This is a genomic window from Arthrobacter sp. 05T45, assembly GCF_056395875.1.
This window is the reverse complement of the sequence record NZ_JBFTKI010000038.1, coordinates 19,209-37,678: the sequence shown is the minus strand read 5'-3', so window position 1 is coordinate 37,678 and position 18,470 is coordinate 19,209. Positions and strand designations below refer to the sequence as shown.

The following is an 18,470-nucleotide window of genomic DNA, read 5'->3' as shown; positions in this document are numbered from 1 at the left end:
CGCGCGGCGGGAATCGGGCGCAAGAGCCTGTACCGGTACTTCTCCAGCAAGGCCGAGCTCGTCTGGGGCGGCATGGAACCGGTGGTCGAGGCCTCGGGCCTGGTACTGGATTCGGCCCGCGTTGAAGGTCCCGACGGCGACATCCTGGCGGGGCTGCGCTACGCGGCGGTCGCCGGCGTTGCTGTCCTGACCGACCTGGCGGTCACGCGCGGCCGGCTGCGGCTGATCGCCGAGCACCCCGAGCTGGCCAGCCGGAGCTACGAGTCCCTGGCGCCGCAGCGCGAGCGGACCCGGGCGTACCTGGTGTCAGCCGGCGTCCCCGAGGACGTTGCGGGGTATCTGTGCGCCGCGTTGATCGGCGCGACGTTCGAGGCCTGGATGCAGTGGGCCGCCGGGACGGATCCGGATCCGGCGCCCTATTTGGTGGCGGCGGTGGGGGTGCTGCGGGTGGCGGAGGCTTAGGTCGTCGGACCACACAACCTACTGGCCGCGGGGCCCGGGCCCGGGCCGGGCGAGGACTGCACATTCGCGCGCCTGCCTGCACCTGCGCGGCATGCAGGTCGCCAAATCCGATGGCTGGCTCCGCGGCAGACAACTCAAGCTGGCCAAGTGCCAGGTAGCCCATCTGATGCCCCTCACGAAGGGGCGCCGATACATGCCCGCCGAGACCGCGGAACTGTTTGGTGCTCGAGCCAGGCAACCGGACACGAAATCTGCAATTGCATTGGGTCTCATGAACCGGACAAAGGTAAGTCATCAGTTCACCGCCCTTTGGGAGGCGCCCCTATTAGTGGTCCCGGTACAGCTTTTTGCGGGCTTGGCCACGCTCAGAGGCCGTGGCGCGGCGAGCAGCGGGCGCGTCAAATTTATGGACATCGACCGTGATCCATGCCCTGCCTGCGGGCCCGTGGTAGTCGTTCCAGGGAAATGATCGGCGGCGGCCAGCTTCGCGCGCCAGGAAGTTTACAAGGTTGAAGAACCAATGCCCTAGGACTCCCTTCTCACCTGGAATCAGCGCTTTGCCGTAGGCGGGGTTAATAAGTCCGCGGTCAAGAACCACAACGCGATCGAGGCACGGAACCGGCATGCCGACCTGAGTACACGTGTCCCGCACTCGTTTGAGTTCCTTCTTCTCCCAATCCGACTTTCCGAGATTCGATTCATAGGCGAAAACCGATGTTAAAATGCGGGGTAGGTCAGGATCGGTTACGTTGCCGTTTGTTCCATTCACAACCCCGTACGGCGCGTCCCATGGCCTCAGAGTATGGAGCGCCTTGATCCCTCCGATGGACTTCTTGATCTCGTCCAGCGTGAGAAGAGACTTGACCTCCACTGCGGCAAGAAGCGCCTCAGCTGGAAGAATTACGTTTCGCCCGTGAGTCAGCGGCGCCGTCACGCTCCGATCGTAGATAAGGATGTCCGTCTGACCAGACTGCGTCCCATTCGTGTCGACCACCTCACCGCTTGCTACGGCGTAACGGCTAGGTAGGCGCTGACCGAGAAAATGCGCAAGGGCGTCCTCCCTGGGATCCCCGATGTCCCCCCTCTGCGCATAAAGGCGTGAATCCTGAAAGGAGACCCACAAACTGTCTTCAGCCGTTCGCAGAGTGTGCTGAAATTTTTCGCTTCCAGTGCCTTTTATCGCCATTGGATGATCATGCACGATTTCGTAGCTCCAGAGGGCGAAGGCCGCGGCAGGCGAGTCGCGGACAGCTTTGCCGGTCCGGTTCCGGCATCTACGGAGCGGCTCCGCACGTAGCTGCCCGGCATCAGTACGCCGGCCTAAGCTGCCCCCTTCATGTGGCAGGCCAGTTCTGGTCGGTGCCGTGCTGCATACTGAATTGAGCGGCTTTCGCGCTGATTCTTGTGTCGCTTCAATTGGGGTATGGTTGCAGTCGACGCAATACGGTCGACTTGGTGAGTGATAGAGCGGAGAGTGTTAGGACTTTGATCGAGCAGACCCGTCGGCGGCACAACGAGTTGAAGTCCGCTATGCGGGACTACCTTAGGTTCGCCGTCAACAAAACCGCATCGATCCGCGAAATCCGCGACGGTACGGCACCGACCGTTGGCGAGGCGCCTCAATCTTCCTACCGCAGCGCGCTTCAGGACGAGCGGTATTTCATTCGCGTCAGCCGAGGAGTTTTCCGCTTGAAAGATGAAAATGACCGCTGACACTAAAACTGAAGTTCAAAAATTCGTGGTTGGTTTGGCAGCCCGCCTCGGTGCTGAAAGATGGGGTGGACCCCTCTCCGCTGAAGAGCAGGAACTTCTTGCTTCGCAGGCAGATGCTTTGGCCATATCTGACAAGGACGTGGAGGGAGCTCGGCAGAGCATTCTCTCGGGGGGCGATCCTCTTGGCGAGCTTTTCTATGAATTGCGGAGTGCGGATGAACGACGCTCAGCTGGCGCTATTTACACTCCAAAAGCCATCGTGGAACCAATGGTCGATTGGACGATGGAACAGGACGTCGAGCGCGTCGTTGATGCTGGTTCGGGCTCAGGACGCTACACGGCCGCAGTTCTGCGGAGAGATCCTTCAATGAGTATTGTTGCCGTGGACCTCGACCCCTTGGCGACTCTGATGACAAGAGCTGCAGCCGCTGTCTGTGGTGGAGCTTCAGTTCAAGTTAAGCATGCTGACTACACGCAGATACAGCTGCCGGAAATTAACGGCAAGACCGCCTTCCTCGGCAACCCTCCCTATCTTCGCCACCACAACATCGCCCCCGAGAACAAGGCCTGGGCACAGAGAGTCGCAGGGAGTTCAGGGCAAAAGATCAGCGGGCTTGCTGGGCTGCACGCCTACTTCTACTTGGCAACGAGCGCGCTTGGACGACCAGGGGACGTCGGTTGCTTCGTCACGTCTGCCGAATGGCTCGACGTGAATTACGGATCAATCATTCGCAACTTGCTCACCGAGATTTTGGGTGGTGAAGAGATACACGTGGTCGAACCCAAAGCGGCTCCATTTGACGGAACGGCGACCACCGCAGCGGTTGTTCAGTTCCGCATCGGGAACCCGACACAGTCCATAGGGTTTCGGTCCGTCCCACACCTAAAGGACCTCGACCCACTTCGTAGGAGCGCCAGCCCGGTTGCCAGAGCACGACTTGTTGAAGCGCCGCGCTGGTCGGTCTTTGTCCGAACGAGAACGAAGGTACCAGCCGGTTACATCGAACTGGGAGAAATTGCGCGAGTGCACCGTGGGCAGGTGACTGGCGCCAACGCAACTTGGGTTGCTGGCCAAGAAGTTGACCTCCCCGACTCTGTACTTTTCCCATCCGTGACCAAAGCCCGAGAACTCTTCGCCGCCGGCTCTGTGCTGGCCACGACCGATCAGCTGAGAAAGGTCATTGATCTTCCACATGACCTGGATGAGCTTGATCAGGCGGACAGGCGCAAGATAAACAGGTTCTTGAAGATAGCCAAACAGAACGCAGTCCATGAGGGTTACGTCGCGAAGAATCGTAAGACCTGGTGGTCGGTCGGATTGAAATCGCCCGCACCTATCCTTGCCACCTACATGGCACGTCGGCCTCCCGCCTTCGTAAGAAACGAAGTAGCAGCTCGACACATCAATATTGCGCACGGGATATATCCTCGCCAACCGATGAGCGAAGAAGAACTCGGAGCCCTCGCGAGATATCTAAGCACCTCGGTGGCAATGGGACAGGGCCGAACCTACGCTGGAGGCCTGACAAAATTCGAACCCAAAGAAATGGAGCGGCTTACTATTCCAGACCTCGGTAGTCTTATGCATTATGACGCATCAAAATCCAGCCCGATGGGCACTTGATCGGCTTCGTGCCGATGCCGACGTAGCTGTCGAGCAGTTCCGCGATGGTAGAGCTACCGAACCCTTGGAGCTCTACTTGGAGATATATGCAGACTCACTCGTCCATGTCGAGAATGCGCTCGAAGCAACCCTCGATCTTAAGCTCATGGCCGGCGATGCTTCGCCCATACTCTCGGAGAAGCGCTATCGAGATGTCGTCCGGTACTTAGCTGCGCCCCCTATCTCGGACGATGACCTCAAGAATTTGGCCGGAAAGGACGTGTTCAGAAGAGCGCTTAAGGGCGAACAGGATTCAGTCCAACGAGTACTGGACACGCTCTGGCCAACTCTGGACCGGATGAGGTTTCCTTGGGTTGCAGAGGATCGCGAACCCACTGAGATCGAGCGCCATACGGCGGTCGTGGCTACCACCGCTATTATTGCGACCCAGAAGACCCAAACCGCTCGTCGAAACTCAGCCAAGATATTGCAGGAAACCCGCGTTAAGAATGCACTTCGAGAAATCGGCTTCGTGGAGGTCGCCGCCCGAACGATATCCACGCCTAGCAGGGCCCCCAAGCCCGGGGAGTTCTGCGGGGAATCCAGTTTCGTCGGGAAGAAAGCCGACGTGATCGTCGGACTCTGGGACGAACGCGTGATGCCCATTGAGTGCAAGACGAGCAACTCGGCGGTGAACTCCTACAAGCGGGTGAACCACGAAGCTGGCGGAAAGGCCACTCACTGGATTACGAAGTTTGGAGAAGCCCTAGTCGTTCCCGCTGTAACCATCGCAGGAGTCTTCAATCCCAAGAATCTCCTTGACGCCCAATCCGCTGGTCTCACCATTTGGTGGTCCCATGACCTTGGTGAGATGACCGCCTGGATTGATTCCACCCGTGGCTGAGAGCGCAAAGATGACCCAGCACTGCCAGGAGCAACGACGTCGCCCGCAAACTGACCGGTCAGAAGACGAACGTCTGCACTCCAACAACTAAGATGACGAGGCACACATTCGTCACCACAGAGAGCCCGCGATGATTCCGGAAAGTAACGTCGACAAGACAACGTACACGATTGGGGACTTCCTACAGTGGCAACGCCATGGTGCCCTCGTGCTGAATCCCAACTTCCAGCGGCGGTCTGTGTGGAATATTCGTGCCAAGGGCCTCCTGATCGATTCGATCCTGAGAGGGTACCCGATTCCACTCATCTTTTTGACGAATCGGATCAATCTTGAAGACTCCAGCACGATCCGCGACGTCGTGGACGGTCAGCAGCGGCTACGAACCGTACTGAGCTACCTGGACCCGTCCTGCCTTCCTGACTACAACGATGCCGATAAGTTCACCGTCGCTAAAAAGGACAACCCCGAATATGGTGGGAAAACCTTTGCGGAGCTCGATCAAGAAACTCGACAACGCATACTCCAGACTCCTCTGTCGGTGAATGTGCTGCCGGCGTCAATGAGCAACGTTGAAGTCTTGGAGATCTTTCGCCGCATGAATACGACCGGAATGAAGCTGAACAAACAAGAGCTTCGTAACGCGAAATTCTTCGGCGCCTTCAAAGACTTGAGCTACGACCTTGCTTATGCACAGTATCAGCGCTGGATTAAGTGGGGAGTCTTCACACTTCAGGAGACCTCTCAAATGCTCGAAGTCGAGCAAACGTCCGATCTGTTGGGCCTCCTGCTTGAGGGTGTGAGAGGAAGGTCTTACTCCGACATCGATCGTTTGTACGCCGAATACGACGACCAGGTTCCCCATGAGGACGACCTGACACACAGCTTCTCTGGCGTCATGGACTACCTCGAAGAGGTGTATGGGGACGACTCCGATCGACCTGTTCCCAAACGTTTCCGGTCGACCACATGGCTGTACGCCGCTTTCGCCGTAGTGTCTGGGGCCGATGTCCAGGACCTCGCCGGACGCCGGCGTGATGTTGATCGCTCCGCCCAAGAGGACTCAGTTGCCCTCGGGAATGCACGCCCAACGCCATCGCAAGTCCGGGATGCGTTCCACCGAGCAGAGAGGCAACTGAAGGATAAAGGACGGGAAGACGAGCTAAGCGCCCTTCGAAGCGCAACATCCCACAAGGCAAACCGCGAGCTCCGCATCCGCTTTCTGCGCGACCTCATCGCCAACGACTGAGTAGCGGAATGTCAGGTACGGATTTGCGGGACTCTTTCCTGCACGAAATCAAGGAACTACAGAGCGTACTGAAAGATGCAAATGCTGCACGCCGCAAGAGTCAGCTGAGCCAATCGACGCTCGACTCCGTCGTTGAGCTCGTTCATCTGCGCATCGTCGCATTGTTCGAGACTTTCGTTGAAGACCTCCTGCACGAATGCCTGCAGGGTACATCAGCAATCCAGGGGGTCCTTCCGAAGGTGACAGCTGACGACCCGAATCTTTTGCGGGACCTAGTGGCACCAGACGGCAAATTCATTGCACTTTCAAGGTTCCAGGAGCTGTCCAAAAAGGCATCATCTCTTATGGACGGAAGTCCCTTCTCACGACTCGATTACAGATCCGAAGACAGGATGCTGCTCAGTGAGTGGATCGTGGTGCGGAACGCAATTGCGCATTCCAGTGGCCCCGCGCATCAAAATTTCGTTGCGTTGGCCACCAAGAAGAGGTATCCATCGCGAAGACCTGCCGACTACTTGACCTCAATCCTGGGCCAGGAACAGGAAGGCGAAATCGCGCTTGCTCGCATCCGCGCACTGGCTACGGCGCTAACCTGCCACACTGAAACAGAAGCCGACACACACCTACTTCCCGAACGTGATTTCAAACCGACGGACTCTCCTAGAGCCGGAGCATACTCGTGCAAGGCATGTGGAAATTCGCGTAGCGTCGCCGAAGGAACGAAGCTCGGGTCCTGCATGAACTGCGACCAACCGCAACGTTGTGACTCCTGCAGCCACAAACATGCCAGCAACACTCTATGGAGGCGCAAGATTTAGCGCCAAGGGTAAATCCGCTGTTGGCTGACGGTGATGGACCCGCACGGCGCCTTCGTCGATCGTCCGACAAAGCGTAGGCTGACTTGCGGGACGTCGATTCTTAAGTTTTACGATGAACTCACCCAGGCCGGGCACGCCATCGAAAGCCTGGCTGCAGCCAACACCGCCTCGATTCCGGTCAAATGGTGGAAAGCGATTACCGTTTCCTATGTTCTGCTCCGGCGCCGGCTGCACATCGTGCCTCTCACCGACACTCGTGTGCACGAGTTCTACGGCGCGAAGACCCGGCTCCCCATGCGAAAAGGACGCACGGGACACACCGATTGGCTGAAGGAGTTGGCCATGCCGAGGTCGGCGCTCGGCCACTGTCACTCCTCGGTCTGGCTGACGTTCTAATTTGGACTCTCTGAACAGAGACAGCAATCGAAAGCGCCATCTGTTAAGTCACACCACCACGACAACTCTTCCTGTCGCACCATGGATCGTCCCGTCCTGTGGCCCAATGGACCAGCTTCCCCTAAACCTCCGCCACCGGCGCCGCGAACTGCGCCGCGTACAGCGCGGCATATGCCCCGCCCGCGGCCAGCAACTGAGCATGGCTCCCCTGCTCCACGATCTGCCCGGCCTCCATCACCAGGATGAGGTCGGCGTCGCGGATGGTGGAGAGGCGGTGCGCAATCACGAAGCTCGTCCGGTCGGACCGCAGCGCGCTCATGGCCTTCTGCACCAGCACCTCGGTGCGGGTGTCCACCGAGCTCGTGGCCTCGTCCAGGATCAGCACAGACGGGCGGGCCAGGAACGCCCGGGCAATCGTCAGCAGCTGTTTCTCGCCTGCCGAGACGTTGCCGCCCTCGTCGTCGAGCACGGTGTCGTAGCCTTCCGGCAGGGACCGGACGAACCGGTCCACGTACGTCGCCTTCGCGGCCTCCAGGATCTCGTCCTCCGAGGCGCCGGGCCGGCCGTAGGCGATGTTGTCCCGGATGGTCCCGCCGAACAGCCACGTATCCTGCAGCACCATGCCCATCCGCGAGCGCAGCCCGTCGCGCGTCATCGCGGTGACGTCCACGCCGTCGAGCGTAATCCGCCCGGCGTCGAGCTCGTAGAAACGCATCATCAGGTTCACCAGGGTGGTCTTGCCCGCACCGGTCGGGCCCACAATGGCCACGGTCTGGCCCGGCTCGGCCACGAGACTCAGGTCAGTGATCAGCGGCTTGTCCGGCGAGTAGGCGAAGGAGACGTCCTCGAACACCAGCCGGCCGCGGCCGCCGTTCGGCGCGACAGCCGGGACAGGATCCGGGCCCTGTTCCTCGGTGTCCAGCAGCTCAAAGACCCGCTCGGCCGACGCCACCCCGGACTGCAGCAGGTTCGCCATGGAGCCCAGCTGGGCCAGTGGCTGGGTGAACTGCCGTGAGTACTGGATGAACGCCTGCACGTCGCCCAGCTGCATCGCCCCGGAGGCCACCTGCAGGCCGCCCACCACGGCGATCCCCACGTAGACCAGGTTCCCGATGAACGTCATGGCCGGCATGATCAGGCCGGAAATGAACTGCGCGCCGAAGCTCGCCTGGTACAGCTCCACGTTCTTCTGCCGGAACCGCTCCTCCACCTCGCGCTGCCGGCCGAACACCTTCACCAGCGCGTGCCCGGTGTACGTTTCCTCGATCTGCCCGTTCAGCTCGCCGGTGTGCCGCCACTGGGCCACAAACAGCTTCTGGGAGCGCTTGGCGATCACCGCCGTCGTCACCAGGGTCAGCGGAATCGTCACCAGAGCAATGAGCGCCAGCGTGGGCGAGAGCAGGATCATCATCACCAGCACCCCGGCCACGGTCAGCACCGAGGTCACGGCCTGGCTGATGGACTGCTGCAGGCTTTGGGAGATGTTGTCGACGTCGTTGGTCACCCGGCTGAGCAGCTCGCCGCGTTGCACGGAGTCGAAGTAGCGCAGCGGCAGCCGGTTGATCTTCGCCTCGATCCGCTCGCGCAGCCGGAAGACGGTGCGCTGGACGACGCCGTTGAGGATGTACGCCTGCATCCAGCCGAACGCCGAGGCCAGGACATACAGCACCAGCGCCCACAGCAGCACGGTGGCCAGAGCGGTGAAGTCGATCCCGGTGCCGGGCGTGAGCGTCATGGCGCTGAGCATGTCCGCCTGCTGGGTCTGCCCGGCGGCGCGCAGCTGGGCGATCACCTGGGCCTGGGTCTCTCCGGCGGGCAACTGCTTGGACACGACGCCGGCGAAGATCAGGTTGGTGCCCTCGCCCAGGAGCCGGGGCCCGATCACCGAGAACGTCACGCCGACGACGGCGAGCACCAGGACCAGGACCAGCCACAGCCGTTCGGGCCGCAGCTCGCCCAGCAGCCGCCGGGCGGACGGGCCGAAGTTCATCGCCTTCTCCGCCGGGATGTTCATCCCGGCAAACGGGCCGCCGCGGCCGGGTCCGCCCGCCGGGCGGGGAATGCGCATGGGGGTCTGCGCGGCGGGAGCAGCTGGTGCCACCCCCGAACCGGGAGCCGCGGGAGCGCCGGCGGGCGCGGGCGCGGGGGCCGGCGTCGGCGCCTTGTCGGTGCGGCTCATGCTGCCTCCTCCGCTGCGAGCTGGGAGTTCACAATCTCCTGGTACGTCTCCGAGGTCGCCAGCAGTTCCTCGTGCGTGCCGTGCGCGACGATCCTGCCGCGCTCGAGCACCAGGATCCGGTCCGCGTCCACAATGCTGGAGACCCGCTGGGCGATGATCACCATGGTGGCCCCGGCGGTGTGCTGCTTGAGTGCCTGCCGCAGCCGGGCGTCCGTGGCGGTATCCAGCGAGGAGAAGGAGTCGTCAAAGATGTACAGCTCGGGCTGTTTCACCAGCGCCCGGGCGATCGCGAGCCGCTGCCGCTGGCCGCCGGAGACGTTGGTGCCGCCCTGCGAGATCGGCGCATCCAGCCCGCCCTCCAGCTCCTCCACAAAATCCTGCGCCTGCGCAATCCTCAGGGCCCGCCAGAGCTCGTCCTCGGTGGCATCGGGCTTGCCGTAGAGCAGGTTGCTGCGCACCGTGCCGGAGAACAGGTAGGGCTTTTGCGGGACCAGGCCGATGTGCCCCCACAGCAGGTCCGGGTGGAGCTCGCGGACGTCCACGCCGTCAATCCGGACCGAGCCGGAGGTCGCGTCGAACAGCCGCGGCATCAGGTTCACCAGGGTGGTCTTGCCGGAGCCGGTGCTGCCGATGATCGCCGTCGTCTGCCCCGCCCGGGCGGTGAAGTTAACGTCCTGGAGCACCGGCTGCTCGGCGCCCGGGTAGGCGAATCCGACGTCGCGCATCTCCAGCTCGCCACGGGCTGCCCGCCCGGCCGCGCGCGAAACCGGGCGCAGCGGCGGCCGGACGCTGGATTCGGTCCCGAGGACCTCGCCGATCCGGTCCCCGGACACGGCGGCGCGCGGGATCATGATCGCCATGAACGTGGCCATCATGACCGACATCAGGATCTGCATCAGGTAGCTGAGGAACGCGATCATGGTCCCCACCTGCATGGAGCCGTCCTCGATCCGGAACGCGCCGAACCAGATCACGGCCGTGCTGGAGACGTTCAGCACCAGCATCACGGTGGGAAACGCGAGCGCCATGAGCCGGCCGGCGCGCAGCGCGGTGTCCGTGACGTCCTCGTTGGCGCGGGCAAACCGGGCCGTCTCCACGTCCTCCCGGACGAAGGCCCGCACCACCCGGATGCCGGTGAGCTGTTCGCGCAGCACCCGGTTAACGGTGTCGATCCGGGCCTGCATCACCCGGAACAGCGGCACCATCCGGATGATGATCGAACCCACCGCGGCCAGCAGCACGGGGACGCTGACGGCGATCAGCCAGGACAGCTGCAGGTCCTGCCGGATGGCCATGATCACCCCGCCGATGCAGAGCATGGGCGCCGTGACCATGAGTGTGGCGGACATCAGGACCAGCTGCTGGACCTGCTGGACGTCGTTGGTGGAGCGGGTGATGAGGCTGGGCGGGCCGAACCGGGTGACTTCCTGCTCGGAGAACGCGGCGACCCGGCTGAAGATGGCGCCCCGGACGTCCCGGCCCAGTGCCATCGCGGCCTTCGCCCCGAAGTACACGGCCACGACGGTGCAGATGACCTGCAGCAGGGTAACCGCCAGCATGAGCCCGCCGATGCGCAGGATGTACTCGGTGTCGCCCTTCGCCACGCCCTGATCGATGATGTCCGCGTTCAGGGTGGGCAGGTACAGCGAGGCAATGGAAGCCGCCAGCTGGAAGACGACGACGGCGAGCAGCAGCCGCCGCTGCGGCCTCAGGTATTCGACGAGCAGTTTCCAGAGCATCCGGTCTCCACTTCACGCGTCACAGACTGTCTCACACAGAACGATGTGAGGGTCAGTTTACGTCCCGAACCCGGGAGTGGGCCGGGTTCCTCTGAGGGCGAATCGGGGGCGGGCCTGCGGCGATGCCTGAGGGGCAGTTGTCCGAGGTGGTGGCTTCGAAGACGATATTGGCTACGCGCAGAAGTCAGCGATCTGAGCGTTCCGTGCACCCACGAACTCGAGGCTGGCTTGCCGGTAGAGCAGATACTCATCGAGGGTCTTTGGTATGGCACGAGTCGTGAAATCGGCGAACGGCAGGAAGAACCGGACGCTGGCGTAGTCCTCCGTTACCAGGTCCTGGAGCAGAAAGAAGTCCACGTAGCCACGGAAGTCGCCAAACAAGCCGAAGAACTCGGGGTATAGCTCCAAGGTGTCGGCCAGCGGGCTGGACTGGCGGAGATAGTGACGCCGGATGCACTCGAGAGTCAGGTCAAACCGGTCGGCGATGCGGGGGTGAGTGCCTCGGCGCTGATTGATCGTCTGCTTGTTGTTGACCCTGTTGCCCGGGAAAACGATCATCCCGCCGATGGTGTAGCCCTGCCGGCTAAAGGCTTCCTGCTCTGCCTCCGGAATGTGCGCCATGATCGAAGCGGCCCTTGGGTGCCGGCAGAAGGTCCGAATGATCGCGTCACTCGACAGAAAGAATCGGCCCAAGTCGGACTCGTGATAGAGGTATCGGTTGGGGTTGTTTACGTCCAGGTCGAACAGCGCACCATTCGGCACGGGCCTGCCCCAGAGCCTCCGATGGGTACTGCGGAGGGCTGGGCTAAACCTATCCGGATCTTTGCCTGCGGGCGTGTCGGAACGGAAGTCGAAGGTTACGTCGATCTCTTTCGGATCGCCCACGTCAGCCGGGCCGTCCTGGAAGACGGGCGGCTGTCGCGCACTACGGCACGAGGCTGCAATCTTCGCCGCCCACTCAAAGGCCGCCTCGTACGAGGGCAGCTCCAGCACCACGATGCTTCCATGGAACTGCGCAGTCTGCGGGTAAGTACCCGCGCGGACGCTCCCGTCGGCGTCGTCCATGACGGGCGGAAGGCTCTCATCGATGCCGCCGCCGGACACCCAGACGCCCGCGTCCTTCGCCTCCTGGACAACCGCGTGCGCCGCCTCCGTTGCGGCCCGCAACTCTTCCTCGGGGACAACCCTGGCGGCACTCGGAAACGAGATCTGATACTTGGTCATTCGGGTGGACTCCCTCTTCGCAGCACGGCTGTCGCGTTCATCCTCGCCGATGCCACCGCGCCGCACAAGACTGCAGGTCGGAGCAACCCGACCGTGGCTCATCCGCTTTGCCTGCTTGCCCGGCCGGCCTGCTTGCCGGGCCTGCGGCCCGGGTGTAGCTTGATGCGGATGCTGCGCATTGGCTCAATCGTCATCCGGGTGGACAACCTCGAACGCCAGATGAGTTTCTGGCAGGCCGCCCTGGGCTACGAGCCCCGGTACGCGCCCGACGGCGACTTCGTGATCCTCCAGCCGCCGGGCGGCGTGGGCACGTGCATCTCCCTGGACCGGGTCTCCGCGGCCGTCCAGATCCCGCCGCGCCTGCACCTGGACCTCTACACGGACACCCAGGACGCCGAGGTGCAGCGCCTCCTGGGCCTGGGCGCCACCCGGATCGAATGGAGCAAGCGGCCCGCGGACGCCGACTACGTGATCCTGGCCGATCCGGAGGGCAACAGGTTCTGCGTGGTGGACACCGCCGGAAGCCGTTGAAACCTGTTGCTTCGCGAGGGAACGGTGTGCCAGCCTCGAAGTGATCCCGTCGCCGCGGCGACGACGGGCGACGGAGAAGGAGCACGGCATGGGACTCATCCATATCGATCTGTTCACCACCCTCGACGGCGTTGCGCAGGCGCCCGGCGGCCCGGACGAGGACCCTGCCGACGGTTTCGCGTTTGGCGGCTGGCAGGCGCCCCTCATCGACGAGGTGGTCGGCGGGCAGGTCACCTCCGGGATGACGGGGATGGAAGCGCTGCTGCTCGGGCGCCGGACCTACGACATTTTCGCCGGATACTGGCCGCACGCCAACGGTGAGATCGCGCGGCTGTTCAACCGCATCCCGAAATATGTGGCCTCGCGCGGGACGCCGGCCCTCGAGTGGGCCGACTCCACGCTCCTCGGTCCTGATATCGTCGCCGCCGTGCGCGAACTGCGCGACCGGCACGAGAACATCCACGTGATCGGCAGCCTCGACTTCGTGCAGACCCTGTTCGCCGAGCGGCTCTTCGACCGACTCACGCTCTGGGTGTATCCGATCCTTCTCGGCGGCGGAAAGAAGGTCTTCGCGGACGGGGTGGTTCCGACGAACCTCAGGCTCATCGAGCCGGTCGTCGCCTCACCGAAGGGCGCGGTGCTGCAGCGCTACGCGCTCGCCGACGGCACCCCTGGCGTCGGCGACATGTCGGCCGTAACCCAGGAGGGCTAAAGCGACACGCCCCAGCCGTTGCCCGCGCCCAACTAGCCGTTCAGCACCACGTTCGCCGGCGGCTCGCCCGCCAGCATGATCTCGATCTGCCGCTGCAGCAGCCGACCCATCCGCGGGCGCATCGCCGAGCTCGCGCCGCCCACGTGCGGGCTGATGATGACGCCCGGGGTCCGCCAGAGCGGGTGGTCCTGCGGCAGGGGTTCGGGATCAGTGACGTCCAGCGCGGCGCGGATCCGGCCGGAAGCGGTGTGCCGGACCAGGGCCTCCGTGTCCGCCACCGGGCCGCGGGCCACGTTCACCACCAGGGCGCCGTCCGGCATGGCCGCGAGGAAGGCGTCATCAATCAGGTGCCGGGTGGAGTCGCTGAGCGGAACCCCCACCACCACGATGTCGTGCTCCGGCAGGAGCGTGTGCAGCTCGGCGATGCCGTGGATCCGGCCGCGGCCATCGGTCCGTTCGGTGCTGGCCACCCGGGTCACGGTGGTCTCGAACGGAAGCAGCCGGTCTTCGATCGCCTTGCCCACCCCGCCGTAGCCAACGATCAGGACGCGGCGGTCGGCCAGGCTGGCCGTGGGCCGGGCGTCCCACCGTCCTTCCTGCTGGTTCTGGATCAGGCGGGGCAGTTCGCGCTGGCTGGCGAGGATCAGGGCGAGCGCCAGCTCCGCGGTGGAGGTCTCGTGCACGCCGGACGCGTTGGCGAAGACCCGCCCGGCCGGCAGGAACTCCGCCACGCCGTCGTACCCGATCGACTGGCTCTGCACCAGGGCCGTGTCCACCGCTGCCAGGCTCCGCAAGACCTCCGGGCCGCCCATGTACGGCGGGACCACGATGTCGATCCGCGGCAGGGGCGGCTCATCGGCGAGGTCCCACTCCAGGACGGTGACGTCCGGGTGCGGCTGAAGATACTCACGCAGCGCGGCGTCCGGCAGGCTGACAGTAATATTCCGGGTCATGAATGCCAGCGTAGTGGACCCGCATCTGGGATTTTTGTCCCACTTGGGCCGCGCCCCGCGCGCTCCGTGGACTTCGCCCCCGGCCCGGCCTAACGTCGGAGGCACCACCCAGTCGAGTCCGGAAAGGCCCACGTACATGACGAATCCGGGCCCCCGGCCGGCCGCTCCCACCCACCGCAGGAACGTGGTGCTCGTCTGGGCCGCCGCCGTGCTGGTGCTGGCCGCCGTCGTGGTCCTCGGCGCGATCCGCACCGCACCCGGCAGTGATTCCCACACCCGTGACTTCCTGACCCGCGACTTCCTGACCGGTGACGTCCTGACCGTCGCCTGGCAGCAGGAGCCGGGCCCGGCGGAGACCGCACCGGCAGCCCCGGCGGCCGCCGCCGTCGACCTTCCCGCCGAGATGCAGCGGATCATCGGCGCGCACCCCGATCACCGGATCGGCGTCGCCGTGCTGGACACCCGCGACGGCCAGCTGCAGAGCTACGGCGACGTGGCACCCTACACGGCGGCGAGCACCGCGAAGGTCCTGACGGCCGCCGCCTACTACCATCTTGTGGAAACCGGCGATAAGTCACTCGATGCTCCCCTGGGCGCGTTCAATGCCGCGTTCCAGCTCAAAGCCATGATCAACACCAGCAGCGACGACTCATGGCTCCTGCTGATGCGGGACATCGGCTACCCCAACCTCACCGCCTACGCCGCCACCCTCGGCATCACCTACGATCCCGAACAAAACCTGCTGGCACCGACGGACATGGCGCGGCTCCTGGCGCAGCTCACCACGGGCAAGCTGCTCAACGCCGGTCACACCGCGGAGCTGCTCGGCTACATGCAGCAGACCAATGACGAGGACCTCATCCCGACCGCCGTCGCGCCCGGCATCACGGTCCACCACAAGTACGGCGTGGTGCAGGGCTACGTCCACGACGCCGCCCTGCTCAGCGCCGCCGACCGCTCCTACGCGGTGGTCATCTACACGTGGGGCCCGGACGACGCCGACAGTGCGGACCGCCTGGACCTCATCCACGACCTGACTCGCCAGCTCACAGGCGCGCTTTTTGGGCAATAGCGGGCCGGCAGGGGCCTGCTCCTGCGAGTGAGCTGTTAACAGGCTGAAAATCAACCGATCAGAGGTGGCGCAGGCTCCATTACGGGGGCAGGATGAAAGAAGCGGGAATAGTCTCAGCCGCAGCTGCCCGATGGAACCCCACGCCGTGGGGCCGTCCTCTGGAGGAGCACCAGATGTCCATTCCTTCTGAATCAAGAACGTTCAGTCGCCCCGACGCAGGGGCCTCTTGTCCAGCGCGCGGTCCAGCACGTCCCGCCGCGCCGCCCTGACGGGTCCGCACCAGCTCAACCGCCGGCCCCACACAACGGGGCACGGGTCCGGCCCGCACTCCGGGCTGATCGAGGCTGCTGGGGCCCCGGAATTCCTCCCAGTCACATGTAGGAGACGCCGCAGTATTGGAGCAGGCCTAGGATCCCGCGAAGAGGACCGTGCAGATGCGCGGCTAGGGGAGCCTTCCGGAGCCGGGCTGTCCAGGGAGTCACCTTGACCCGCATCCTCATTGCAGAAGACGAAGAACGCATCTCCCGCTTCATCGAAAAGGGCCTGCGCGCGGCTGGCTACGTGCCCACGGTGGTCGCCGACGGCGTCACGGCCGTGGACTACGCCTCCAGCGGCGAATTTGATCTCCTGCTCCTCGACATCGGACTCCCCCGCCTGGACGGGTACGCCGTCCTCGCGGCGTTGCGCCGCGGCCAGGTGGGCATCCCGGTCATCTTCCTCACGGCCCGCGGATCATCCAGCGACACCGTCGCAGCGCTGGAGGGCGGCGCCGACGACTACATCGTCAAGCCTTTCCACTTCGAGGAACTCGTGGCCCGCATCAAGGCCCGGATCCGCAAGTCGGACACCGGCGATGTGCTGGCGGGAAGCGTCATGCGCTACGGGCACCTGGAGCTGAACCTGCTCACCCACTCGGTCAGCGTCGACGGCAGGATGGTGGAGCTCTCCGCCCGCGAATTCGCGTTGGTGGAAATGTTCCTGCTCCACCCCGGGCAGGTCCTGAGCCGGCAGCAACTGCTCAGCCATGTCTGGGGCTACGACTTCGACGGCACGTCCAACGTGGTGGATGTGTACGTGCGCCAGTTGCGGATGAAACTCGGCGCGGACCGGATCCTCACCACCCGCGGCGCCGGGTACCGCCTCAGCTAGGCACAGCAAGCTGATCCGCGCAGGAAGGGAACAGAGTGGCCACCTTGGATGAACATCCCAGTGAAGACGGCCAGGCCGCGCCGGCGGGTGCCTTCCCTGAGGCGGAAACCCAGGACCCGTCCGGCTGGGGCGCAAAGATCCACTCGGTGCGTTTCCGGGTGGTGGCCGCCATGCTGGGCATGATGCTCGCCGGGGTGGTCACAGCCGGGATGGTCACGTTCGTGGTCCAGTTCCAGGACTCTGATGCCAGGACCGACCAGGCGGTTCTCGACAAGGCGAATGCCGTGGTCAAGGTCGTCCAGACAAAGAAGAAAACGTCCGGTGACTACGCCAACAGGACGTACGTCAGCGCCCTTCACGAGGCCGCGGAGGATATCGAGCCGCGCAGCAACGAGGTCATGGCAGGGATAGTGGATGGGCATGTGGCATGGACCGTTGAAGGTAACGGAGACAGCAACCTCCTGAACAACAGCATGTTGGCCGATGCTGCCCAGCTCAGCAACCCGGCCGGCGCGTCCTTCGGCGAGCTGAACTCGGACGGCCGTCCACTCAGGACAGTCGTGGTGCCTATGAAGGGCGCCCCCGGGACATTCTTCCTGGTCGGCCGGGACGCCGGCGATCAACGCGAGCACAACGCCAGCTCGGTCCGGACGTATTCGCTGGTGGCCCTCGGCATGCTCCTGGCCGCCGCGGTGATCGGCAGCGTGGTTGCCGGCCGGCTGCTCGATCCGCTCCGCCGTATGCGCGAGACGTCCCGGGCGGTGGGCCCGGAGGACCTCACGCAAAGGGTGACGGTGCGCAAGGGCGAGGACGACGTCACCCTGCTTGCCAAGACCTTCAACACCATGCTGGAAAGACTCGATGAGGGCGCCCAGCAACAGCAGCAGTTCCTGGACGACGCCGGCCATGAACTGCGGACCCCGCTGACCATTCTCCGCGGGCACCTCGAGCTCGTGACGGTCGATGACCCGGACGATGTTATAGCCACCAGGGACGTGTTGCTGGACGAGGTGGACCGGATGCAGCGCCTGGTGGACGACCTCCTGCTGCTCGCCAACTCCGGCGAGATCGGCTTCATCCAGCGTGAACCCGTCCGGGTCCCGGAGCTCCTGGATCAGGTCATGGAGAAGGTGCACGTCCTGGCCGACCGGCACTGGCAGATCGATGAAAGAGCTGACTACGTGGTGGAGGCGGATCCGCAGCGCCTCACCCAGGCACTGGTCCAGCTCGCCGCGAACGCCGTCAAGTACACCGGGCCGTCCTCCACAATAGCGCTCGGCTCCCGGATTGAGCGCCCGACGGCGAACGACGGCACCTCGCTGCCCCCGCAGGACACCCTCGTGCTGTGGGTGCGCGATGACGGGATCGGCATCGCCGCCGAGGACCAGCAACGGATCTTCGAGCGGTTCGGCCGGGCGCACACGGGCCGCGGCGTGGAGGGCTCGGGACTGGGCCTTGCCATTGTCGCGGCCATCGCCCAGGCACACGGGGGCGTGGCCACGGTGGAATCCGAATACGGCCACGGGGCCACGTTCCTGATCCGGATCCCCCTGCAGTCCTCCGGGGTCCGAGTCTGACCTGGTCCGCGTCTGATCGAGCCCGCACCTGATGGTGCCCGCATCTGACCTTGCCGGCTCCCGGCCGTGCCCGTGCCTAAGCGCGGCGCCTGCAAACGCGGGCCCTTGGATGAGGAATCCTTAATCTTCCCCTCATCCCACCCTCACTCTCGGGGCGCACGCTGATGCTTAACATCAGACAGCACCTGCCCG

General features: G+C 64.0%; 17 protein-coding genes. 12 read left to right on the top strand and 5 right to left on the bottom strand.

Going from position 1 to position 18,470, the window contains the following annotated elements:
• Positions 1 to 462: TetR family transcriptional regulator (locus AC1DGD_RS21645; RefSeq protein ID WP_476858212.1), on the top strand; the 462-nt coding region annotated here is incomplete at its 5' end.
• A gap of 325 nt (positions 463 to 787) precedes the next feature.
• Here the strand turns inward: AC1DGD_RS21645 and AC1DGD_RS21640 are convergent.
• Entirely contained in the window at positions 788 to 1,648 is an 861-nt protein-coding gene (locus AC1DGD_RS21640; RefSeq protein ID WP_476858211.1) for a DUF6602 domain-containing protein, read from the bottom strand.
• 299 nt (positions 1,649 to 1,947) lie between these two features.
• Here AC1DGD_RS21640 and AC1DGD_RS21635 point away from each other — a divergent pair, with 299 nt between their 5' ends.
• The 6 genes from AC1DGD_RS21635 to AC1DGD_RS21610 all read left to right on the top strand — a co-directional run bounded on the left by AC1DGD_RS21635 (position 1,948) and on the right by AC1DGD_RS21610 (position 7,142).
• Entirely contained in the window at positions 1,948 to 2,175 is a 228-nt protein-coding gene (locus AC1DGD_RS21635; protein ID WP_476858210.1) for a hypothetical protein, read from the top strand.
• Positions 2,165 to 3,799, top strand: a complete 1,635-nt coding sequence (locus AC1DGD_RS21630) for a class I SAM-dependent methyltransferase (protein WP_476858209.1) — start codon at positions 2,165 to 2,167, stop codon at positions 3,797 to 3,799. The genes AC1DGD_RS21635 and AC1DGD_RS21630 overlap by 11 nt, the downstream gene beginning before the upstream one ends.
• Complete coding sequence (locus AC1DGD_RS21625; RefSeq protein WP_476858208.1) at positions 3,765 to 4,682, top strand: XamI family restriction endonuclease; 918 nt, start codon at positions 3,765 to 3,767, stop codon at positions 4,680 to 4,682. Before AC1DGD_RS21630 ends, AC1DGD_RS21625 begins: the two co-directional genes overlap by 35 nt.
• 130 nt (positions 4,683 to 4,812) lie before the next feature.
• Positions 4,813 to 5,928: a GmrSD restriction endonuclease domain-containing protein gene (locus tag AC1DGD_RS21620; RefSeq protein WP_476858207.1), complete on the top strand. Its 1,116-nt coding sequence runs from the start codon at positions 4,813 to 4,815 to the stop codon at positions 5,926 to 5,928.
• An 8-nt stretch (positions 5,929 to 5,936) separates the two neighbouring features.
• Entirely contained in the window at positions 5,937 to 6,746 is an 810-nt protein-coding gene (locus tag AC1DGD_RS21615) for a hypothetical protein (protein ID WP_476858206.1), read from the top strand.
• Between the two features lie 33 nt (positions 6,747 to 6,779).
• Positions 6,780 to 7,142 (top strand): hypothetical protein, encoded by a 363-nt coding sequence (locus AC1DGD_RS21610; protein WP_476858205.1) that lies wholly within the window; start codon positions 6,780 to 6,782, stop codon positions 7,140 to 7,142.
• A gap of 121 nt (positions 7,143 to 7,263) precedes the next feature.
• Here AC1DGD_RS21610 and AC1DGD_RS21605 read toward each other — a convergent pair whose 3' ends face one another.
• The 3 genes from AC1DGD_RS21605 to AC1DGD_RS21595 all read right to left on the bottom strand — a co-directional run bounded on the left by AC1DGD_RS21605 (position 7,264) and on the right by AC1DGD_RS21595 (position 12,284).
• The gene (locus AC1DGD_RS21605) at positions 7,264 to 9,321 is read right to left on the bottom strand and encodes an ABC transporter ATP-binding protein (protein WP_476858204.1); all 2,058 of its coding nucleotides are present in this window, start codon (positions 9,319 to 9,321) and stop codon (positions 7,264 to 7,266) included.
• Positions 9,318 to 11,060: an ABC transporter ATP-binding protein gene (locus AC1DGD_RS21600; protein WP_476858203.1), complete on the bottom strand. Its 1,743-nt coding sequence runs from the start codon at positions 11,058 to 11,060 to the stop codon at positions 9,318 to 9,320. Before AC1DGD_RS21600 ends, AC1DGD_RS21605 begins: the two co-directional genes overlap by 4 nt.
• Before the next feature lie 171 nt (positions 11,061 to 11,231).
• Positions 11,232 to 12,284, bottom strand: a complete 1,053-nt coding sequence (locus tag AC1DGD_RS21595) for a DUF6994 family protein (protein ID WP_476858202.1) — start codon at positions 12,282 to 12,284, stop codon at positions 11,232 to 11,234.
• Between the two features lie 168 nt (positions 12,285 to 12,452).
• Here AC1DGD_RS21595 and AC1DGD_RS21590 point away from each other — a divergent pair, with 168 nt between their 5' ends.
• A complete protein-coding gene (locus AC1DGD_RS21590) occupies positions 12,453 to 12,815 on the top strand; it encodes a VOC family protein (RefSeq protein ID WP_476858201.1) in 363 nt (120 codons plus the stop codon).
• Positions 12,816 to 12,903: 88 nt separating this feature from the next.
• On the top strand, positions 12,904 to 13,527 hold the full coding sequence (locus AC1DGD_RS21585; RefSeq protein WP_476858200.1) for a dihydrofolate reductase family protein: 624 nt from the start codon (positions 12,904 to 12,906) through the stop codon (positions 13,525 to 13,527).
• Positions 13,528 to 13,559: 32 nt separating this feature from the next.
• Here the strand turns inward: AC1DGD_RS21585 and AC1DGD_RS21580 are convergent, their stop codons facing one another.
• On the bottom strand, positions 13,560 to 14,480 hold the full coding sequence (locus AC1DGD_RS21580; RefSeq protein WP_476858199.1) for a 2-hydroxyacid dehydrogenase: 921 nt from the start codon (positions 14,478 to 14,480) through the stop codon (positions 13,560 to 13,562).
• A gap of 136 nt (positions 14,481 to 14,616) precedes the next feature.
• Between AC1DGD_RS21580 and AC1DGD_RS21575 the strand changes: the two genes are divergently transcribed.
• The 3 genes from AC1DGD_RS21575 (at position 14,617) to AC1DGD_RS21565 (ending at position 18,278) form a co-directional block, all read left to right on the top strand.
• Positions 14,617 to 15,552, top strand: a complete 936-nt coding sequence (locus AC1DGD_RS21575; RefSeq protein ID WP_476858198.1) for a serine hydrolase — start codon at positions 14,617 to 14,619, stop codon at positions 15,550 to 15,552.
• Between the two features lie 483 nt (positions 15,553 to 16,035).
• A complete protein-coding gene (locus AC1DGD_RS21570) occupies positions 16,036 to 16,701 on the top strand; it encodes a response regulator transcription factor (RefSeq protein WP_223913445.1) in 666 nt (221 codons plus the stop codon).
• Positions 16,702 to 16,745: 44 nt separating this feature from the next.
• A complete protein-coding gene (locus AC1DGD_RS21565; protein ID WP_476858197.1) occupies positions 16,746 to 18,278 on the top strand; it encodes a sensor histidine kinase in 1,533 nt (510 codons plus the stop codon).
• Positions 18,279 to 18,470 lie beyond the last annotated feature (192 nt).

What these genes read in the sequence shown, in the direction of transcription:
- AC1DGD_RS21640 (WP_476858211.1), bottom strand. Translation starts at nt 1,648, where the DNA reads ATGGCGATAAAAGGCACTGGAAGCGAAAAATTTCAGCACACTCTGCGA.
- AC1DGD_RS21630 (WP_476858209.1), top strand. Translation starts at nt 2,165, where the DNA reads ATGACCGCTGACACTAAAACTGAAGTTCAAAAATTCGTGGTTGGTTTG.
- AC1DGD_RS21625 (WP_476858208.1), top strand. Translation starts at nt 3,765, where the DNA reads ATGACGCATCAAAATCCAGCCCGATGGGCACTTGATCGGCTTCGTGCC.
- AC1DGD_RS21620 (WP_476858207.1), top strand. Translation starts at nt 4,813, where the DNA reads ATGATTCCGGAAAGTAACGTCGACAAGACAACGTACACGATTGGGGAC.
- AC1DGD_RS21615 (WP_476858206.1), top strand. Translation starts at nt 5,937, where the DNA reads ATGTCAGGTACGGATTTGCGGGACTCTTTCCTGCACGAAATCAAGGAA.
- AC1DGD_RS21610 (WP_476858205.1), top strand. Translation starts at nt 6,780, where the DNA reads ATGGACCCGCACGGCGCCTTCGTCGATCGTCCGACAAAGCGTAGGCTG.
- AC1DGD_RS21605 (WP_476858204.1), bottom strand. Translation starts at nt 9,321, where the DNA reads ATGAGCCGCACCGACAAGGCGCCGACGCCGGCCCCCGCGCCCGCGCCC.
- AC1DGD_RS21600 (WP_476858203.1), bottom strand. Translation starts at nt 11,060, where the DNA reads ATGCTCTGGAAACTGCTCGTCGAATACCTGAGGCCGCAGCGGCGGCTG.
- AC1DGD_RS21595 (WP_476858202.1), bottom strand. Translation starts at nt 12,284, where the DNA reads ATGACCAAGTATCAGATCTCGTTTCCGAGTGCCGCCAGGGTTGTCCCC.
- AC1DGD_RS21590 (WP_476858201.1), top strand. Translation starts at nt 12,453, where the DNA reads ATGCTGCGCATTGGCTCAATCGTCATCCGGGTGGACAACCTCGAACGC.
- AC1DGD_RS21585 (WP_476858200.1), top strand. Translation starts at nt 12,904, where the DNA reads ATGGGACTCATCCATATCGATCTGTTCACCACCCTCGACGGCGTTGCG.
- AC1DGD_RS21580 (WP_476858199.1), bottom strand. Translation starts at nt 14,480, where the DNA reads ATGACCCGGAATATTACTGTCAGCCTGCCGGACGCCGCGCTGCGTGAG.
- AC1DGD_RS21575 (WP_476858198.1), top strand. Translation starts at nt 14,617, where the DNA reads ATGACGAATCCGGGCCCCCGGCCGGCCGCTCCCACCCACCGCAGGAAC.